Source organism: Pseudomonas cichorii (assembly GCF_018343775.1).
Lineage (GTDB): Bacteria > Pseudomonadota > Gammaproteobacteria > Pseudomonadales > Pseudomonadaceae > Aquipseudomonas > Aquipseudomonas cichorii.
Genome location: NZ_CP074349.1, coordinates 861,736 through 879,591, shown reverse-complemented (window position 1 = coordinate 879,591; position 17,856 = coordinate 861,736). Strand labels below are relative to the sequence as shown.

At 57.3% G+C, this 17,856-nt stretch carries 15 protein-coding genes and 2 tRNA genes; 3 read left to right on the top strand and 14 right to left on the bottom strand.

All coding sequences use genetic code 11. The features are described from left to right. Positions 1 to 57 precede the first annotated feature (57 nt). The 3 genes from KGD89_RS03905 (at position 58) to KGD89_RS03895 (ending at position 4,462) form a co-directional block, all read left to right on the top strand. Positions 58 to 1,074 carry a class I SAM-dependent rRNA methyltransferase gene (locus KGD89_RS03905; protein ID WP_025258509.1) on the top strand — a complete coding sequence of 339 codons (1,017 nt, stop codon included), beginning with the start codon at positions 58 to 60 and terminating at the stop codon, positions 1,072 to 1,074. 110 nt (positions 1,075 to 1,184) lie between these two features. Continuing rightward, positions 1,185 to 4,136: a DUF748 domain-containing protein gene (locus KGD89_RS03900; RefSeq protein ID WP_025258508.1), complete on the top strand. Its 2,952-nt coding sequence runs from the start codon at positions 1,185 to 1,187 to the stop codon at positions 4,134 to 4,136. 20 nt (positions 4,137 to 4,156) lie between these two features. Next, positions 4,157 to 4,462 (top strand): DUF2845 domain-containing protein, encoded by a 306-nt coding sequence (locus KGD89_RS03895; protein WP_371856581.1) that lies wholly within the window; start codon positions 4,157 to 4,159, stop codon positions 4,460 to 4,462. 138 nt (positions 4,463 to 4,600) lie between these two features. Here KGD89_RS03895 and KGD89_RS03890 read toward each other — a convergent pair whose 3' ends face one another. The 14 genes from KGD89_RS03890 to folP all read right to left on the bottom strand — a co-directional run bounded on the left by KGD89_RS03890 (position 4,601) and on the right by folP (position 17,854). Continuing rightward, entirely contained in the window at positions 4,601 to 4,951 is a 351-nt protein-coding gene (locus KGD89_RS03890; protein WP_025258506.1) for a BON domain-containing protein, read from the bottom strand. A 292-nt stretch (positions 4,952 to 5,243) separates the two neighbouring features. Then, positions 5,244 to 7,349: a polyribonucleotide nucleotidyltransferase gene (pnp, locus tag KGD89_RS03885; protein WP_025258505.1), complete on the bottom strand. Its 2,106-nt coding sequence runs from the start codon at positions 7,347 to 7,349 to the stop codon at positions 5,244 to 5,246. A gap of 172 nt (positions 7,350 to 7,521) precedes the next feature. Continuing rightward, positions 7,522 to 7,791: a 30S ribosomal protein S15 gene (rpsO, locus tag KGD89_RS03880; RefSeq protein WP_002555121.1), complete on the bottom strand. Its 270-nt coding sequence runs from the start codon at positions 7,789 to 7,791 to the stop codon at positions 7,522 to 7,524. A 150-nt stretch (positions 7,792 to 7,941) separates the two neighbouring features. Next, complete coding sequence (gene truB / locus KGD89_RS03875; RefSeq protein WP_025258504.1) at positions 7,942 to 8,859, bottom strand: tRNA pseudouridine(55) synthase TruB; 918 nt, start codon at positions 8,857 to 8,859, stop codon at positions 7,942 to 7,944. A gap of 3 nt (positions 8,860 to 8,862) precedes the next feature. Then, a complete protein-coding gene (rbfA, locus tag KGD89_RS03870; protein WP_025258503.1) occupies positions 8,863 to 9,279 on the bottom strand; it encodes a 30S ribosome-binding factor RbfA in 417 nt (138 codons plus the stop codon). Positions 9,280 to 9,436: 157 nt separating this feature from the next. Then, the gene (gene infB, locus KGD89_RS03865; protein ID WP_025258502.1) at positions 9,437 to 11,974 is read right to left on the bottom strand and encodes a translation initiation factor IF-2; all 2,538 of its coding nucleotides are present in this window, start codon (positions 11,972 to 11,974) and stop codon (positions 9,437 to 9,439) included. Positions 11,975 to 12,000: 26 nt separating this feature from the next. Beyond that, positions 12,001 to 13,482 carry a transcription termination factor NusA gene (nusA, locus tag KGD89_RS03860; RefSeq protein ID WP_025258501.1) on the bottom strand — a complete coding sequence of 494 codons (1,482 nt, stop codon included), beginning with the start codon at positions 13,480 to 13,482 and terminating at the stop codon, positions 12,001 to 12,003. A gap of 59 nt (positions 13,483 to 13,541) precedes the next feature. Then, entirely contained in the window at positions 13,542 to 14,000 is a 459-nt protein-coding gene (gene rimP, locus KGD89_RS03855; protein WP_025258500.1) for a ribosome maturation factor RimP, read from the bottom strand. A 128-nt stretch (positions 14,001 to 14,128) separates the two neighbouring features. Beyond that, positions 14,129 to 14,205, bottom strand: a tRNA-Met gene (locus KGD89_RS03850). Between the two features lie 96 nt (positions 14,206 to 14,301). After that, positions 14,302 to 14,387 (bottom strand) — tRNA-Leu (locus KGD89_RS03845). A gap of 47 nt (positions 14,388 to 14,434) precedes the next feature. Next, complete coding sequence (gene secG / locus KGD89_RS03840; protein WP_025258499.1) at positions 14,435 to 14,815, bottom strand: preprotein translocase subunit SecG; 381 nt, start codon at positions 14,813 to 14,815, stop codon at positions 14,435 to 14,437. 4 nt (positions 14,816 to 14,819) lie between these two features. Then, positions 14,820 to 15,575 (bottom strand): triose-phosphate isomerase, encoded by a 756-nt coding sequence (gene tpiA / locus KGD89_RS03835; protein WP_025258498.1) that lies wholly within the window; start codon positions 15,573 to 15,575, stop codon positions 14,820 to 14,822. Between the two features lie 66 nt (positions 15,576 to 15,641). After that, a complete protein-coding gene (gene glmM / locus KGD89_RS03830) occupies positions 15,642 to 16,982 on the bottom strand; it encodes a phosphoglucosamine mutase (RefSeq protein WP_025258497.1) in 1,341 nt (446 codons plus the stop codon). Between the two features lie 20 nt (positions 16,983 to 17,002). Then, entirely contained in the window at positions 17,003 to 17,854 is an 852-nt protein-coding gene (gene folP / locus KGD89_RS03825) for a dihydropteroate synthase (RefSeq protein WP_025258496.1), read from the bottom strand. Between the last annotated feature and the right edge of the window lie 2 nt (positions 17,855 to 17,856).

Here is a 17,856-nt window from a genome sequence, read left to right as displayed (position 1 = left end):
ACCTTCGCCCTGTAACTGGTAAACTCCCGCGCCTAATTCCAGCCCAAGGCGCTCTGCATGTCTTCCTTGAATCAGGCGCTCAGCGTCGCCCTCGATAACCGTCAAAACCTGCTGGCCGAGCTGCATCAGCAAGGGACGGACTGCTATCGCCTGTTTCACGGTAGCCAGGAAGGTGCCAGCGGCCTGACCATCGACCGCTATGGCCCGCAACTGCTGGTACAAAGCTTTCATAACACGCTGGATCTGGACTCGCTGCTGGGGCTGCATGCGCTGGTCAATGCCCGGCTGGATCTGGAAACCTTGCTGGTTTATAACGACCGCTCGCAGGGTAACTCCCGCATCGACCGCCAGGACCCGATCTACAAGGCTCATGAGGCCGCGCTGCAAGACTTGATCGGCCATGAGTGGGGCCTGAACTACCGGGTACGCGGCCGTCATAACGGTCAGGACCCGCTGCTGTTTCTCGACCTGCGCAATACCCGCGGCTGGGTCAAGGCGAACAGCAAGGGCAAAAGTGTCTTGAACCTGTTTTCCTACACCTGTGGCGTCGGCCTGAGCGCTGCTGCCGGTGGCGCGAGTGAAGTCTGCAATCTGGACTTTGCCGAAAGCAACCTGGCCGTGGGCCGCGAGAACGGCGCACTCAACCCGCAATTGCCGCCGATGCAGTTCATCCAGTCGGACTACTTCCCGGCCATCCGGCAACTGGCAGGCTTGCCGATCAGCTCGCGTCGCGGGCAAAAACTTCCGGATTACGTAAAGCTTGAACAGCGCCAATATGATCTGGTGCTGCTCGATCCACCTGCCTGGGCCAAGAGCGCTTTCGGCACGGTCGATCTGCTGCGTGATTACCAGAGCCTGCTCAAACCGGCACTCTTGAGCACTGCCGAAGACGGCGTGCTGATCTGCTGCAATAACCTGGCAAAAGTCAGCATGGACGATTGGCGCGAGCAGGTTCTGCGTTGCGCCAGCAAAGCGGGCCGACCAGTGCTTGATTGCCGGGTCATGAAGCCTGCCGAAGACTTTCCGTCCCGGGACAATCAGCCTCCACTCAAGACGCTGATTCTGCAGTTCTGATATCGCCCCGTTTTAAAGGAAATTTCCTACAGCGCCAGACGGCTTGGCCTTTTGAACCCAATGGGCGTGCCATACTCCAAGGAGCTCCGAAAGAAAGAGACAACGCCCCAATGTCCAAAGGATTGAAACGTACTCTTGGCACTTTGCTGGCTGTATGTGTGCTTTACAGCCTGCTGGGCTTTTTCATTCTGCCCGGCGTTGCCTTGCGTATTGCCAACCAGCAATTGAGCAACTATTCCACCGTTCCGGCAAAGCTCGAACGCCTGGAGCTCAATCCATACACTCTGGAGCTGACGCTCTGGGGCCTGAACATCGGCGTTCCCGGCAAAGAGCAGATTGCATTCGAGAAGCTATATGCCAATCTGCAGATCGACAGCCTCTGGAGCGGTGCCCTGCATCTGCTGAAGGTGGAACTGAGCAATCCCAGAACCGAGGTGCTGTTCGACAAGACAGGCAAACTGAATCTGGCGCAATTGTTCAAGCTGCCACCCAGCGAACCTGCAACCAATGAGCCTGCCGGCAAACCCTTCCCGCTGCGTATCGATGAAATAAGACTGGCTGACGGCTATGTGCACTTTCAGGACATGCGCCCCGGCGAGCCCATCGAATTCCTTTACGACAAGTTGAACCTGGAGCTGAAAAACCTCAGCACACTCCCGGAAGACAACGCCGACATGACCATGGTCGCCATCGGCCCCGACGGCGGCCAGATCGACTGGAAGGGACGCATCAGTCTGGTGCCGATCACCTCCGAAGGCACCCTCAAGGTCACCGACAGCAAGATGAAGCTCTGGTGGCCTTATGTACGCGACGCCCTGCCACTGGCACTGAAAGACGGCATCCTGAATTTCAGCACCAGCTACACCCTCGACCTGAGCAAGGAGACCGAACTCAAGCTCAACAACGCCGCCGCCAGCATCTCACCATTCGTGCTCGATGCACCTGATGGACGGCCTCTGGTACGCCTGCAACGCCTGGAAGTCAGCGAGACTTCGGTGGATCTGGCCAGACAGCTTGTCACCGTCGGCAAGATACGCAGCAACAAGCTGGAAACCTGGGCTGCCCGTGAAGCCGATGGCCAGCTGGACTGGCAGAAACTGTTTGCCAGCCAACCGGCAAAACCATCGCCGAAAAAACCGGAAATCGATGCAAAGGCCGTAGAGCCTGCTTCCGATACCAGCTCTCAGGCTGCCGCTCGCCCGGCGTCCCCGGCCAAACCCTGGCAAGTTCTGCTCCAGGATGTGCAACTGCGCAACTATCAGGTCCACCTGTCGGATCGGGTCCCCAAGGAAGCCGTCACCCTGGATGTCGGGCCTCTGAATCTGGACATGCAGAACTTCGACAGCCTGAACAAATCGCCTTTCACCCTCAAGCTCGATACCGGGCTGGGCAAACAGGGCAAGCTGACCGCCGTCGGGGACGTCAATCTCAGCCCGATGAGTGCGCGCCTGAATGTCACGACACGAGATATCGACCTGCGTCTTGCCCAGGCTTATATCAGCCCGTTCATTCGCCTGGAAATGCGTAGCGGGATGCTCGACAGCGACCTGGCCGTTGACCTGAAAAGCACCGCCCCCCTGGCTCTGGCCGTTACGGGCAAGGCCCAGGTCAACCAGTTGCATACCCTCGACACCCTCAAGCAACGCGACTTCATGAAGTGGCAGCGTCTGGAAGTTGAAGGCCTGAATTATCAGCATGGCGACAATCTGTCGATTACCCAGGTCAATCTGGAGCAGCCTTATGCACGCTTCATGATCAATGATGATCGCAGCACCAACATCGATGACCTGCTTATTCCGCAGCCTGTAGACAAGCAGCCCGCTTCCCCATCACCCAAAACCGCCAGCAATGAAAAACCGCTGGGCATTCATATCGGCGAGGTGAACATCAAGGACGGCTCGGCCAACTTCGCGGACCTGACTCTGACACCTAACTTCATCACCGCCGTGCAGCAGCTCAATGGCCGCATCGGCACCATCGATAACCGCCAGACCAAACCGGCACCGGTGAATGTCGAGGGCAAGGTGGACCGTTATGCACCGGTCACCATCAAAGGCAGCCTCAACCCGTTCAACCCGATGGCCAGCCTCGATATCGCCACCAGCTTCAAGCGTGTCGAACTGACCACATTGACGCCCTACTCCGGGAAGTTCGCCGGGTTCCGAATCCGCAAGGGCCGTCTCAATCTCGACCTGCACTACCTGATTACCCAAGGCAAGCTGAAGGCCGAAAACAAGGTGCTCGTCGAGCAACTGCAACTGGGCGAGAAAGTCGACAGTCCCGATGCAGTGGACTTGCCGATTCGTCTGGCGGTCGCCTTGCTCAAGGACACTCAGGGCAGGATTGCCCTTGAGCTGCCGGTTGAAGGCGATCTGAACAACCCGCAATTCAGCGTCATGCCGATTGTCTGGCAAACCCTGCGCAACCTTGTGCTGCGAGCGGCACAGGCGCCTTTCAAGATGCTGGGAGGTCTGGTGAGCGGTGGAGGTTCAGAGGACCTGGGCAATATCAGTTTCGCGGCAGGTTCCAGCGAACTGAGCAGTGACGCCACAAAAGCTCTGGATACGCTTGCAGCCGCACTCAAGGAGCGCCCGACACTGCGCCTGGAGATCGAAGGCACCAGCGCGGCCAGCAGCGACGGCCCATTGATCGCCCAGCAGCGTCTGGAGCGCGAATATCAGTCCACTTACTACAAGATCATGCAACGCCGTGGCGACAAGGTCCCGGCCAGAGCCGCCTTGCTGCAAGTGCCTGATGACGAGAAAGGTCCGATGCTCGAAGGTATCTATCGCGCTCGTCTCAAGCAACAACCACCGGCAGAGTGGGCAGACCTGGGCAAGGAAGAACGCCTGAACAGGATGCGCGCTGCCGTGCTCAAGTTCTGGAGCAGCAACGAGGTCCTGTTGCGTGAGCTGGGTCAGGACCGGGCTGGCAGTATCAAGGACTATCTGGTACAGAAGGGGCAACTGGAAGACGAACGTATCTATTTCGTCGATGCGCACCTGGGCCAGGCACAAGCTGATGGCCGGGTTATCAGCCCACTTCATTTGGACAGCGAGTAAACGACTTGGCTAAATCCCCGATCACTGGCTTCATTCTGCTGGCACTCTCTGGAGCGCTGGCGGCGACAACCGTACAGGCTTCGACCTTGCGTTGCGGTAGCCAACTGATCAGCACCGGGGACAGAGTTTTCGAGGTTCAACAGAAGTGCGGCGCCCCCCTCAGCCAGGAGGTTATCGGGAGCAAGGAAACCTACAGCAGCAACTACCGAAGGTCCGAAGAAGTGAGGATTGAGGAGTGGGTTTACGGTCCCCTTAACGGCATGTACCAATACCTGCGTTTCGAGGGTGGTCGGCTGGTCCGTATCGATAGCAAGCGCGGCAATTGACTGCCTGAAATAGAACAGGCCCCAGTGCGAACACCGGGGCCTGTAATGGCCACATCCTTGTGGCCTCTCGCATGAACTTCCTGTCTGCCGACGACCTGCAAGGCCGTCGACACGACGTCAGATGCTCATTTCAAAGGGTTACTCAGCTTTCAGGCCATCGGCCGAAACAGCCTGAACGCCTTTGATTTTCTTGGTGATAGCCACAGCCGTTTTCTTCTGGGCTTCAGTCACCGCAACGGTAGAGGACAGGGAAACCACGCCTTTGTTGGTTTCAACCTTGATGTCCGAGCCTGGGATGCCTTTTTCAGTCAGCAGGTCGGCTTTGACCTTGGTGGTGATCCAGGTATCGGTAGTCGCTTCCTTGGCTTGAGTCACTTCACCGGCAGCCAGCATCATTGGAGCCTGGGTGTTGGTCTGAGCGAATGCAGCGTTAGCCATGGTCAGTGTCAGGGCGGTTGCAGTGGCAGCAGCGATAGCGAACTTCTTCATACGATAACTCCTGTTTTTCTCAGAAACTGCACCAACATCATTGGTTGCAGGGTTATTGGTTATATCGCAAGGGGTGTGCCAATCTGCAAAAAACAATAAAATCCTTTAAATACAACAAGTTATAATTTTATCCATTTTGCACGATCGTGCAGATTGCCCGTTCGACCAAAAACTCCACTTGCAAGATGCATGTTCCCATCGGGCGTTTTGAGTGGGGTTTACGCAAGCCTTTATTTACGCTCATAAAAAAAGGATCCCGAAGGATCCTTTTTTGGCGAAGCCTATCGAGCGATCAGACGCCCGACGCTTTTGCAGCGGCGACGTCCTTGATCGACAGCTTGATACGGCCGCGGTTATCCACGTCCAGTACCAGAACTTCGACTTCCTCACCTTCTTTCAGGATATCGGTCACTTTCTCTACGCGGGCATCGCTCAGCATGGAGATGTGAACCAGACCGTCCTTGCCTGGCAGGATGTTCACGAATGCGCCGAAATCGACGATACGCTCGACCTTGCCGACGTAGATCTTGCCGATTTCCGCTTCAGCGGTGATACCCAGAACGCGCTGACGAGCTGCTTCAGCCGCTTCCTTGGTTTCGCCGAAGATCTTGATCGAGCCGTCGTCTTCAATGTCAATCGAAGCCTTGGTTTCTTCGCAGATTGCACGGATGGTCGCGCCGCCTTTACCGATGACGTCACGGATCTTGTCGGTGTCGATCTTCATCGCGATCATGGTCGGAGCGTTGGCCGACAGTTCGGTACGCGACTGACCAATGATCTGGTTCATCTGGCCGAGGATGTTCAGGCGAGCTTCCAGGGCTTGGCCCAGGGCGATCTCCATGATTTCTTCGGTGATGCCTTTGATCTTGATGTCCATCTGCAGCGCGGTAACACCTTTGGAGGTACCAGCCACTTTGAAGTCCATGTCGCCCAAGTGGTCTTCGTCACCCAGGATGTCGGTCAGAACGGCGAACTTGCCACCTTCCTTGACCAGACCCATGGCGATACCGGCAACCGGCGCCTTCATCGGTACACCGGCGTCCATCAGAGCCAGGGAAGCACCGCAGACCGAAGCCATGGAGCTGGAACCGTTGGACTCGGTGATTTCCGATACGACACGGATGGTGTATGGGAACACGTCGGTTTCAGGCAGCATGGCCTGAACGCTGCGACGAGCCAGACGGCCGTGGCCGATTTCACGACGACCAGCGCCACCCATGCGGCCACACTCGCCTACCGAGAACGGAGGGAAGTTGTAGTGCAGCATGAAGGGGTCTTTCTTCTCGCCTTCGAGGGTGTCCAGCAGTTGTGCGTCACGGGCAGTACCCAGAGTCGCGACAACCAGAGCCTGGGTTTCGCCACGGGTGAACAGTGCCGAACCGTGGGTCTTTGGCAGAACGCCGACTTCGATGTTCAGAGGACGAACGGTGCGGGTATCACGGCCATCGATACGTGGCTTGCCGTTGACGATGTTCTCACGCACGGTGCGGTATTCGATTTCACCGAAAGCCGCTTTGACTTCGCCAGCAGACGGGCTGCCTTCTTCAACAGCCAGCTTGGCAACGACCTGATCACGCAGCTCGCCCAGACGGGCATAGCGGTCGGCCTTGACGGTGATGGTGTAGGCCTGGGAGATCGCGTCGCCGAACTCGGAACGGATCGCGCCCAGCAGCTCGGTGGCTTCCGGCTTTGGCTGCCAGCTCCAGAGAGGCTTGGCGGCTTCGGCGGCCAGTTCCTTGACTGCGTTGATCACGACCTGGAACTCGTCGTGGGCAAACAGAACGGCGCCCAGCATCTGGTCTTCGGTCAGTTCCTTGGCTTCGGACTCAACCATCAGAACAGCTTCGGAAGTACCGGCTACGACCATGTCCAGGCTCGAAGCCTGCAGTTGCTCGTAAGTCGGGTTCAGCAGGTAACCGGTGCTTTCGTGGAAAGCAACACGGGCAGCGCCGACAGGACCGTCGAACGGAATGCCGGAGATGGCCAGGGCAGCCGAAGTACCGATCATCGCTGCGATGTCCGGATCGGTTTTCTTGCTGGTGGAAACAACGGTGCAGACAACCTGCACTTCGTTCATGAAGCCTTCTGGAAACAACGGACGGATCGGACGGTCGATCAGACGCGAAGTCAGGGTTTCTTTCTCGGAAGGACGGCCTTCACGCTTGAAGAAACCACCAGGGATCTTGCCGGCAGCGTAGGTTTTTTCCTGGTAGTGCACGGACAGCGGGAAGAAGCCTTTGCTGGCATCGGCGTTCTTGGCACCGACCACTGTCACCAATACGCTGACGTCGTCGTCAACGGTGACCAGTACTGCGCCGGAAGCCTGACGGGCGATGCGGCCAGTCTCCAGGGTTACGGTCGATTGACCGAACTGAAATTTCTTGATTACCGGGTTCACGGTTTCCTACCTTTTCTGTGGCTCTTGGGGAACTGGTTTCTTGCGAATTCTTGGGCAGCGAGGGGAATCGGACCCTTCGGCAGTCCAGATAAAACTAGAGGCTGGAAGCCTGCCAGAACCATCGGTATACCGATGAATCGTGACAGACAACCAACCTCTCGCAACGTCGTTATTAGCGACGCAGACCCAGACGACCGATCAGGGCGCTGTAACGGCTAACGTCCTTACCTTTCAGGTAATCCAGCAGCTTGCGACGCTGGTTTACCATACGGATCAGACCACGACGCGAGTGGTGGTCCTTACCGTTGGCCTTGAAGTGGCCTTGCAGTTTGTTGATGTTGGCGGTCAGCAGTGCAACTTGCACTTCTGGCGAACCAGTGTCACCAACAGCTTGCTGGTAGTCGGTTACGATCTGAGCTTTTTCTTCAACGCTGAGTGCCATTTGGGCAATCCTTCAGTAAAGGAGCCGCTTCCGGAGAAGACGGTTCCAACAGGCCGGGGACAAACCCCGTATTAAAAAATGAGATGTGACCGTGCCTGTTGACAGCCACCCTCGTTCCAGTCCGCCTGCATGCAGACAGCCTGGTTCCGGTCATTCTGACCGAATCAGACGACGCGGCGCTATACGCCCGTCTTCGCTTACTTCACCAATACCGATGAAGCGACCTTCGTGATCCTGCACCCGGACCATGCCGAACTTCGGCGCATCCGGTGCTCTTACCGGCTGACCATGCAGCCAGTAGAAAGAACTGTGTTCCGAAAACTGCAGCAGTGGCCAATGTAGCAGACCGCTGTCCGATGGCATCAGGAAACGGTCGACCGCTTCGTTGCCACCGTCGGCGTGGACCTGCTCAAGCTCTTCCAGCGTGACCGTCTGGCTCAGGTTGAAAGGCCCGGCCTGGGTACGACGCAGCTCTGCGACATAGGCTCCACAGCCCAGTTTCTCACCGATATCCTCGACCAGGGTCCGAATATAGGTGCCTTTGCTGCAATCGACCGAAAGACGCGCAGTCTCGGACTCGCAAGCCAGCAATTCCAGGCGCGCAATAGTAACAGAACGAGGCTCACGCTCCACTACTTCACCTGCACGAGCCAGCTTGTAAAGAGGCTGGCCATCACGCTTGAGAGCCGAGTACATCGGAGGTATCTGGCTGATTTGACCGCGAAAATCCGGCAATACCGCTTCGATATCTTCACGACCAACGGTCACCGGGCGAGTCTGCAACACTTCGCCCTCGGAGTCTGCCGTGGTGGTGGTCTTGCCCAGTTGCATCAGCGTCTCGTAGGACTTGTCCGAATCGAGCAGGTACTGAGAGAACTTGGTGGCTTCACCGAAACACAACGGCAACACGCCTGTTGCCAGTGGGTCGAGGCTGCCGGTATGCCCGGCCTTTTCGGCATTGAGCAACCAGCGCACCTTTTGCAGGGCCGCATTGGAAGTAAAGCCCAGTGGCTTGTCGAGCAGGATGATTCCGCTGACATTGCGGCGTATACGCTTGACCTGAGCCACGCCTTACTCCTCGCTACCGTCCGGCTTCACGCCTTGTGGCGCGGAACCTTCCTGATGTTGTCCGTCTTCGGCCACTGCACGCTCGATCAATGCTGAGAGATGTGCGCCACGAGCCACGCTTTCGTCGTAATGGAAATGCAGCTGCGGCACGCTGCGTAGTTTCATCTCACGGGCCAGTTGCATGCGCAGGAAGCCGGCGGCGGAGTTGAGCACCTTGATGCTCTGCGCGATTTCCTCGGCGCTGTCCTGGCCCATTACGGTCATGAAAATCTTGGCATGACCCACATCACGGCTGACATCGACAGCAGTGATAGTGACCAGCCCCACACGTGGGTCCTTGATTTCGCGACGGATCAACTGCGCCAGTTCGCGCTGCATCTGATCGCCGATTCGTTGGGTACGGCTATATTCTTTTGCCATGGTTTGCTACCTGTTACTGACTCGGGACCAAACCCTGACAGTCTGAAAGCGGCAAACGCCCGGCCTGACAATTGCCAGACCGGGCGTTGCGTTGAGAGCCCATGACAGCCCGTGCATTTGCATGCGTGGTTCTGCCATGGCTCCTGTAGCTCGCGATTTAGAGGCTGCGAGCAACCTGGACCTTCTCGAAGACTTCGATCTTGTCACCGACCTTGACGTCGTTGTAGCTCTTGACGCCAATACCGCATTCCATGCCGGCACGGACTTCAGAAGCATCGTCCTTGAAGCGGCGCAGGGATTCCAGCTCGCCTTCAAAGATAACGATGTCGTCACGCAGAACGCGGATTGGACGGTTACGGTGAACAACACCTTCAACGACCATACAGCCTGCGATCGCGCCGAATTTCGGCGAGCGGAACACGTCACGCACTTCGGCAATACCGAGGATGTTCTCGCGAACATCGCTGCCCAGCATACCGGTCAGTGCTTTCTTGACGTCTTCGATGATGTCGTAGATCACGTTGTAGTAACGCATATCCAGACCTTCCTGCTCGACGATCTTGCGAGCGCCGGCATCGGCACGCACGTTGAAGCCGAACAGTACAGCGTTGGAGGCCAGTGCCAGGTTGGCGTCGCTCTCGGTGATACCACCGACACCGCCACCGACGACACGCACTTGCACTTCATCGTTACCCAGGCCGCCCAGGGCGCCCTGCAGTGCTTCCAGCGAACCACGGACGTCGGATTTGAGGACGATGTTAAGCGTCTTCTTCTCTTCCTGGCCCATGTTCTCGAAGATGTTTTCCAGCTTGCCAGCATGTGCGCGAGCCAGTTTGACTTCACGGAACTTGCCTTGACGGAACAGAGCGACTTCACGGGCTTTCTTCTCGTCAGCCAGTACGCTCATCTCGTCGCCAGCATCCGGCGTGCCATCCAGACCGAGGATCTCGACCGGAATCGACGGGCCAGCTTCTTTTACAGGCTTGCCGTTTTCGTCGAGCATGGCGCGGATGCGACCGAAGTTCGAGCCGACCAGAACCATGTCGCCCTGACGCAGCGTACCGTCCTGAACCAGAACCGTGGCAACCGGGCCGCGGCCCTTGTCCAGACGGGACTCAACGACAACACCACGGCCAGGAGCCGATGGAGTGGCCTTGAGTTCCAGAACTTCAGCCTGCAGCAGGACCGCTTCGAGCAGTTCGTCGACGCCGGTACCCATTTTCGCGGAAACCGGAACGAAAGGCGTATCACCGCCCCACTCTTCGGAAGTCACGCCATGGACCGACAGTTCGCTACGGATGCGATCAAGGTCTGCGCCCGGCTTGTCGATCTTGTTCACTGCAACAACCAGCGGTACGCCAGCAGCCACGGCATGCTGAACGGCTTCGATGGTTTGCGGCATTACGCCGTCGTCTGCTGCAACAACCAGGATGACGATATCGGTTGCCTTGGCACCACGTGCACGCATTGCGGTAAACGCGGCGTGACCCGGGGTGTCGAGGAAGGTCACCATGCCGCGTTCGGTTTCAACGTGGTAGGCACCGATGTGCTGGGTGATACCACCGGCTTCGCCAGCAGCAACCTTGGCACGACGAATGTAGTCGAGCAGGGAAGTCTTACCGTGGTCAACGTGGCCCATTACGGTCACGACCGGAGCACGGGAGAAGGTTTCACCCACGAACTTCAGGGATTCGGCCAGGGAGTCTTCCAGCGCATTGTCGCTGACCAGCGTGACCTTGTGGCCCAGCTCTTCGGCGATCAACTGGGCAGTTTCCTGATCCAGTACCTGGTTGATGGTAACCGGAGTGCCCAGCTTGAACATGAACTTGATGACTTCAGCTGCCTTGACGGACATCTGCGCCGACAGTTCGCCGACAGTGATGGTCTCGCCGATGGCAACGTCACGAATAACCGGACCGGTTGGGTTCTGGAAACCGTGGGCATTGCGTTTCTTAAGCTTGGACTTGCCACGACCACCACGACGGAAACCATCGCTTTCTTCGTCGGTAGTACGAGGAGCAACGCGAACAGCCGGTGCCTTCTCTTTTACCGAAGCGCGATGCGGAGCGTTCTTGCGCTCGCCGTCGCCGCCACGAGCATTGCGGTCATCGCCACGGGTCTTGTCCGGGCGACGCTGATCGTCACGCTTGCGAACTTCGACAACAGGCGCAGCAGGTGCGGATGTTGGCGCAGGTGCCGCAGGTGCCGCAGGCGCTTCACGCACTGGCTCGGCAGCCACAGGGGCTGGCGCAGCAGCAGGTGCCGCGGTCTGTTCAGCAGCAGGCTGGCGACGCGCTTCTTCTTCGGCGCGACGCTTGGTTTCTTCTTCAGCCTTTTGACGGGCGGCATTTTCTACCGCACGGCGTTCGTCCAGCTCACGCTTGCGCTCGGCTTCGATTTCTTCCGGGCTGCGTTGCACGAAAACTTTCTTCTTGCGCACTTCAACGCTGATACTTTTGCTGCCGGCAACGCGCAGGGTGCTGGTGGTCTTGCGCTGCAAGGTAATCTTGCGCGGCTCTTCCACTTTAGCCTTGTGGCTGCTTTTCAAGTGAGTCAGCAACGATTGCTTTTCACTGTCGGACACATGTTCCTCGGCGGCGGTGTGCGGCAGACCTGCCTCACGCATCTGCTGCAGCAGGCGCTCTACCGGTGTTTTGACCTCATCGGCCAGTTGTTTCACCGTGACTTGCGTCATGCACTTCTCTCCTCAGGCCGCGCCTGTTACTCGAACCAATGGGCTCGGGCGGCCATGATCAACTTGCCGGCACGATCATCGTCAATGCCGTCGATGTCGAGCAGGTCATCTATAGACTGCTCGGCCAGGTCTTCGCGGGTAATTACGCCGCGCACCGCCAGTTCCATCGCCAAATCCTTGTCCATACCCTCAAGCGAGAGCAGGTCTTCGGCCGGATGGGCGTCTGCCAGCTTTTCCTCAGTAGCGATGGCTTTAGTCAACAAGCGATCCTTGGCACGAGCGCGAAGCTCGTTGACGGTTTCTTCGTCAAAGCCATCGATGTTGAGCATTTCTTCCAACGGTACGTAGGCAATCTCTTCCAGGCTGGTGAAGCCTTCATCGACCAGCACCTGCGCCAGATCTTCGTCGACTTCCAGCTCGTCGATGAAGTTGCGCAGAATGTCGCCAGTCTCTGCCTGCTGCTTGGCCTGGATGTCCGATTCGGTCATCACGTTCAGGGTCCAGCCAGTCAACTGACTTGCCAGACGCACGTTCTGACCGCCACGACCAATGGCCTGAGCCAGGTTGTCCGCACCAACAGCGATATCCATTGCATGGGCATCTTCATCGACGATGATTGCAGCCACTTCAGCAGGGGACATTGCGTTGATCACGAACTGTGCCGGGTTATCGTCCCAGAGCACGATATCCACACGCTCGCCACCCAACTCGCCGGATACGGCCTGAACACGCGAACCGCGCATGCCGATGCAGGCGCCTTGCGGGTCGATTCGTTTGTCCTTGGAGCGAACAGCGATTTTTGCACGCGAACCCGGGTCACGGGAGGCAGCCATCACCTCGATCAGACCTTCGGCAATTTCCGGTACTTCGATACGGAAAAGCTCGATCAGCATTTCTGGCGCAGTACGCGACAGAATCAGCTGAGGGCCGCGGTTTTCAGTGCGGATTTCTTTCAGCAAAGCCCGCAGACGCACACCTACCCGGAAAGTCTCACGGGAGATGATGTCTTCACGAGCCAGCAATGCTTCGGCATTGTTACCCAGGTCAACGATGACATTGTCACGCGTAACCTTTTTAACTGTACCGGAAATGATTTCGCCAAGACGCTCGCGATAGGCATCGACCACCTGAGCACGCTCGGCTTCACGAACCTTCTGCACAATGACTTGCTTGGCGGTCTGCGCAGCAATACGACCGAATTCGATGGACTCGATCTTCTCTTCGATCAGATCGCCAGCGACAGCACCCGGCTTTCTGGCCTGGGCCTGGTCTACAGCCAGCTCGTAGGCCGGATCGTCCAGATCTTCGTCTTCGACCACATTCCAGCGACGGAAAGTCTCGTAGTTACCGGTGTGGCGGTTGATTTCCACACGCAGCTCAACCTCATCTTCAAAACGCTTCTTGGTAGCAGTGGCAAGAGCCAGCTCCAGCGCTTCAAAAATCACTCCTGCCGGAACGCCCTTTTCATTGGACACCGACTCAACAACCAGCAGTACTTCTTTGCTCATCGTACGCCTCGCCTTTCGCAAGCCATTGGATCCGCGGGATCCGCTGTATCTGGCACGTCTCAGTCAAACGTGGGAATAATGTTGGCTTTGTCGATCAAGTCGATCGGCAACAGGTATTCGTGGTCTTCTACATGCACCACGACATCCTGCTCCTCCACCCCGCGGAGAAGGCCTTGAAAGTTGCGTCGACCATCGAAGGGCGAGCGCAGCTTTATTTTCACTTGTTCCCCAGCGTGCAAAGCAAACTGTTCAAGAGTGAACAGCGGGCGATCCATGCCAGGAGAAGACACTTCAAGCGTGTATTCAGCACTGATGGGATCTTCAACATCCAGAACACCGCTGACCTGACGACTGACTGTTTCGCAGTCCTCCACCAGAACGCCGCCTTCTTTGTCGATATAAATGCGCAGCAGTGAATGTCGGCCCTGGGAAAGAAACTCAATTCCCCAGCATTGATAGCCAAGAGCCTCGACCACCGGGGCCAACAAGGCCTGCAACTGTTCTAGCTTGCTCGACACCTGAACCCCCTCGTGCATGCTTTAGAAATAAAAAAATGGGCAAAAGCCCATCATGAAAACGCCGTTGAACATCGGCGCCTGTACTGTCCAGCTAACAAAAAGCCCCTAGAATAGGGGCTTCGCGAAACTGGTTGCGGGGGCTGGATTTGAACCAACGACCTTCGGGTTATGAGCCCGACGAGCTACCAGACTGCTCCACCCCGCGACAAAGCTGGGGCGGAAGTATACGACCGATCCCCTAAAGAATCAATCCAACATCCACCTACAAGAAAGCCCGCTAGTGCGGGCTATCTTGCTTAATTGGTACCGAGAAGGGGACTCGAACCCCTACACCCTATGGGCACAACCACCTCAAGGTTGCGTGTCTACCAATTCCACCACCTCGGCATTACAACTCTTTTTGGCGACCTCAACAAACATCGCCGAATTCTTTTTTACTTCTGCTCTGGCGCTTGAGGTACGTCAGCTGGAATAACAGCTGGCTTTTGCGCTTCGAGAACCGGAACATCATCTGCAGCCGGTTTTTGTTTCGTTTCCAAAACTGTTGGATCTGGCAAACCTGCTTGATTCAGCCCTTGAGCTTTCTCTTTAGCAAAGTAACCTAACCCCAAGCTGGTTATGAAAAAAGCTGCGGCGAGTATAGCAGTAAACTTACTGAGAAAGGTAGAGGTTCCTTGCCCTCCGAACACAGTATTTGATGCACCTGCTCCGAAAGACGCACCTGCGTCCGCACCTTTACCCTGCTGCAGCAATACCAGGACGACAACGCCCAGCGCACCCAGCAGATGAAAAACGATTACGACTGTTTCCAGCATTTTTTCAGTTTCCCGCGGCGCGACAGATCGCACCGAACTCTTCTGCATTCAGGGAAGCTCCACCAATGAGCCCCCCATCGATATCCGGCATGCTGAACAACTCGACCGCATTGGCCGCCTTCACGCTGCCGCCATAAAGAAGACGCACGCCTTGTGCGACTTCGGAATTCTCTTTCGCCAGTTGCGCGCGAATAGCTGCGTGCACTTCCTGCGCCTGTTGAGGCGAGGCTGTCAGCCCGGTACCAATGGCCCAGACCGGCTCGTAAGCGATTACCGCATCAACAAATGCACCGATGCCGAATTCGGCGATAATGCTATCGAGCTGCTGCCCGACAACTTCCAGCGTCTGACCCGCTTCGCGCTGCTCCAGGGTTTCCCCTATGCACAACACCGGTATCAGGCCGCTCGCCTGAATCGCCGCAAACTTGCGGTTGAGGACATCATCCTGCTCACCAATCAATTGGCGGCGCTCGGAGTGCCCAACCAGTACAAACCTGCAACCTGCATCAGCCAGCTGACTCGACGCTATCTCACCTGTCAGCGCACCTTGTGCTGCCTGAATCGCAGCATCCTGAGCACCAACAGCGATTGACTGACCTTTCAGCCCTTCGATCGCCTGGGCGATGTAGAGACTTGGAGGCATAACCGCGACATCAACATCGCTTGGCAGAACCTGCCCGGCAAGCCCGTCGATCAGCTCAGCGACGCTGGCGCGGGTACCGTGCATCTTCCAGTTACCAGCTACCATAGGGCGACGCATGCTACACCTCGTCGGTCAAAGTGGGCGCAGATGTTACCCAACACTTTCAACACTGGCAAGCCAAAATCAGGCGCAAACTTCAGCAACCAGTTTTGCCAGCTCATCGGCATAGTTTCTGACCTGGGTTTCGTCCTCACCCTCGACCATGACGCGCACCAATGGCTCGGTGCCAGACTTGCGCAGCAGGACGCGACCGCGACCCGCCATTTCCGCCGTAACACGGGCACAGGCCTCTTTTACCGACGGGTGATTGACCGGATCCACACCACCGCCAAAACGGACATTGACCAGAACCTGAGGACACTTGCGCAGCTTCTGACGGATTTCGCACAGGCTGACGCCACGGCGACGCAAGGCAAGCAGCACCTGCAGGGCAGCAATGATTGCGTCGCCCGTGGTAGTGTGCTGGAAGCAGACGATGTGGCCGGAGTTCTCACCGCCGATCTGCCAGTCACGCTCCAGCAGTTCGGCGATCACATAGCGGTCACCGACATTGGCACGCACAAACGGAATATTCAGCTCGGCCAGCGCCAATTCCAGACCCAGGTTGCTCATCAGGGTACCAACCACGCCGCCCTGCAGACGACCACGCTCCTGCAGATCACTGGCAATGATGTACAGCAGCTCGTCACCATCGACGACCACACCCGTATGATCGACCATCAGGACCCGGTCACCATCACCGTCAAAGGCAATGCCCAGATCAGCCTTTTCGGCCACCACGGCAGCCTGCAGCGCTTCCATGTGAGTGGAACCGCAATCCTTGTTGATATTGAGCCCGTCAGGTTGCGCCGACAGCACGACGACCTGAGCCCCCAACTCACGGAAAACACTCGGAGCCACTTTATAGGTAGCACCGTGGGCGCAGTCGATCACCACTTTCAGACCAGCGAAACTGGTACTGGTCGGCACGCTACTCTTGCAGAATTCGATGTAACGACCGGCCGCATCGTTGATGCGGGAAACCTTGCCGAGCTTTTCGGATTCAGCGACGGTCATCGGCGTATCCAGCAGCTCTTCGATCATCTGCTCGATCTCGTCAGGCAGCTTGGTGCCCTTGCCCGAGAAGAACTTGATGCCATTGTCGTAATGCGGATTGTGAGAAGCACTGATCACGATACCCGCTTCGGCATGAAAGGTGCGGGTCAGGTACGCGATAGCCGGTGTCGGCATCGGACCAAGCAGCATGACATCGGCACCGGCAGCCGAAATACCGGCCTCCAGCGCAGACTCGAACATGTAGCCGGAAATACGGGTGTCCTTGCCGACCAGAATCCGGCAGGCACCCATGCGACGAAATGCCATGCCGGCAGCCCAGCCGAGCTTGAGCATGAATTCAGGCGTGATTGGAAACTGCCCTACCCGACCACGAATGCCGTCAGTTCCGAAATACTTTCTTGTAGTCATAAATGCTGCTCCACAGTTTCTTACTCAGCCGATTCGACAGCTGCAATCATGCGCACCACATCAGCCGTTTCGGCGACATCGTGCACACGTAGAATTCGAGCCCCTTTGGCCATCGCCAGAGCAGCCAAAGCCAGACCGCCGTAAAGGCGCTCCCCGACGGGACGACCCAGCACGGTACCGATCATGCTTTTGCGCGACACCCCGACCAGCAACGGACGCCCCAGGGCATGCAGGACCTCCATGTGTTTGAACAGGCTCAGGTTGTGATCCAGCGTCTTTGCAAAACCGAAACCGGGATCAAGGATGATCCGCTCACGATCGATACCTGCCGCCGCACACTGAGTCATTCGCTCCTGCAGAAAGGCACTGACCTCACCCACCAGATCGGTGTAACGCGGGTCATCCTGCATATTGCCCGGCTCGCCAAGCATGTGCATCAGGCACACGGGCAAACCTGTCCGAGCGGCAGCCTCCAGAGCGCCGGGACGACCCAGCGAGCGCACATCGTTGATGAGCCCCGCCCCGAGACGAGCCGTTTCGAGCATTACCTCAGGCGTAGAGGTATCAACCGAGACAATGACGTCGAGTTCGCGGCCGATAGCTTCTACTACCGGCGCGACCCGTTCAAGCTCCTCGGCAGGAGAAACAGGAGGCGCACCAGGACGAGTTGACTCGCCACCGACATCGATCAGGGTTGCACCAGCCAGCACCATGGCCTCGGCATGACGCAAGGCAGCATCGAGCTGACTGTAACGACCGCCATCCGAGAATGAGTCTGGAGTTGCGTTGAGAATGCCCATCACGTGCGTACGGGCCAAATCAAGAACCCGGTTGCCGCAAGGCAACCGGGTCGGGTACAGCGTAGAAGTCATGT

What these genes read in the sequence shown, in the direction of transcription:
- KGD89_RS03905 (WP_025258509.1), top strand. Translation starts at nt 58, where the DNA reads ATGTCTTCCTTGAATCAGGCGCTCAGCGTCGCCCTCGATAACCGTCAA.
- KGD89_RS03900 (WP_025258508.1), top strand. Translation starts at nt 1,185, where the DNA reads ATGTCCAAAGGATTGAAACGTACTCTTGGCACTTTGCTGGCTGTATGT.
- KGD89_RS03890 (WP_025258506.1), bottom strand. Translation starts at nt 4,951, where the DNA reads ATGAAGAAGTTCGCTATCGCTGCTGCCACTGCAACCGCCCTGACACTG.
- rpsO (WP_002555121.1), bottom strand. Translation starts at nt 7,791, where the DNA reads ATGGCACTCAGCGTTGAAGAAAAAGCTCAGATCGTAACCGACTACCAG.
- rbfA (WP_025258503.1), bottom strand. Translation starts at nt 9,279, where the DNA reads ATGGCAAAAGAATATAGCCGTACCCAACGAATCGGCGATCAGATGCAG.
- infB (WP_025258502.1), bottom strand. Translation starts at nt 11,974, where the DNA reads ATGACGCAAGTCACGGTGAAACAACTGGCCGATGAGGTCAAAACACCG.
- nusA (WP_025258501.1), bottom strand. Translation starts at nt 13,482, where the DNA reads ATGAGCAAAGAAGTACTGCTGGTTGTTGAGTCGGTGTCCAATGAAAAG.
- secG (WP_025258499.1), bottom strand. Translation starts at nt 14,815, where the DNA reads ATGCTGGAAACAGTCGTAATCGTTTTTCATCTGCTGGGTGCGCTGGGC.
- tpiA (WP_025258498.1), bottom strand. Translation starts at nt 15,575, where the DNA reads ATGCGTCGCCCTATGGTAGCTGGTAACTGGAAGATGCACGGTACCCGC.
- glmM (WP_025258497.1), bottom strand. Translation starts at nt 16,982, where the DNA reads ATGACTACAAGAAAGTATTTCGGAACTGACGGCATTCGTGGTCGGGTA.
- folP (WP_025258496.1), bottom strand. Translation starts at nt 17,854, where the DNA reads ATGACTTCTACGCTGTACCCGACCCGGTTGCCTTGCGGCAACCGGGTT.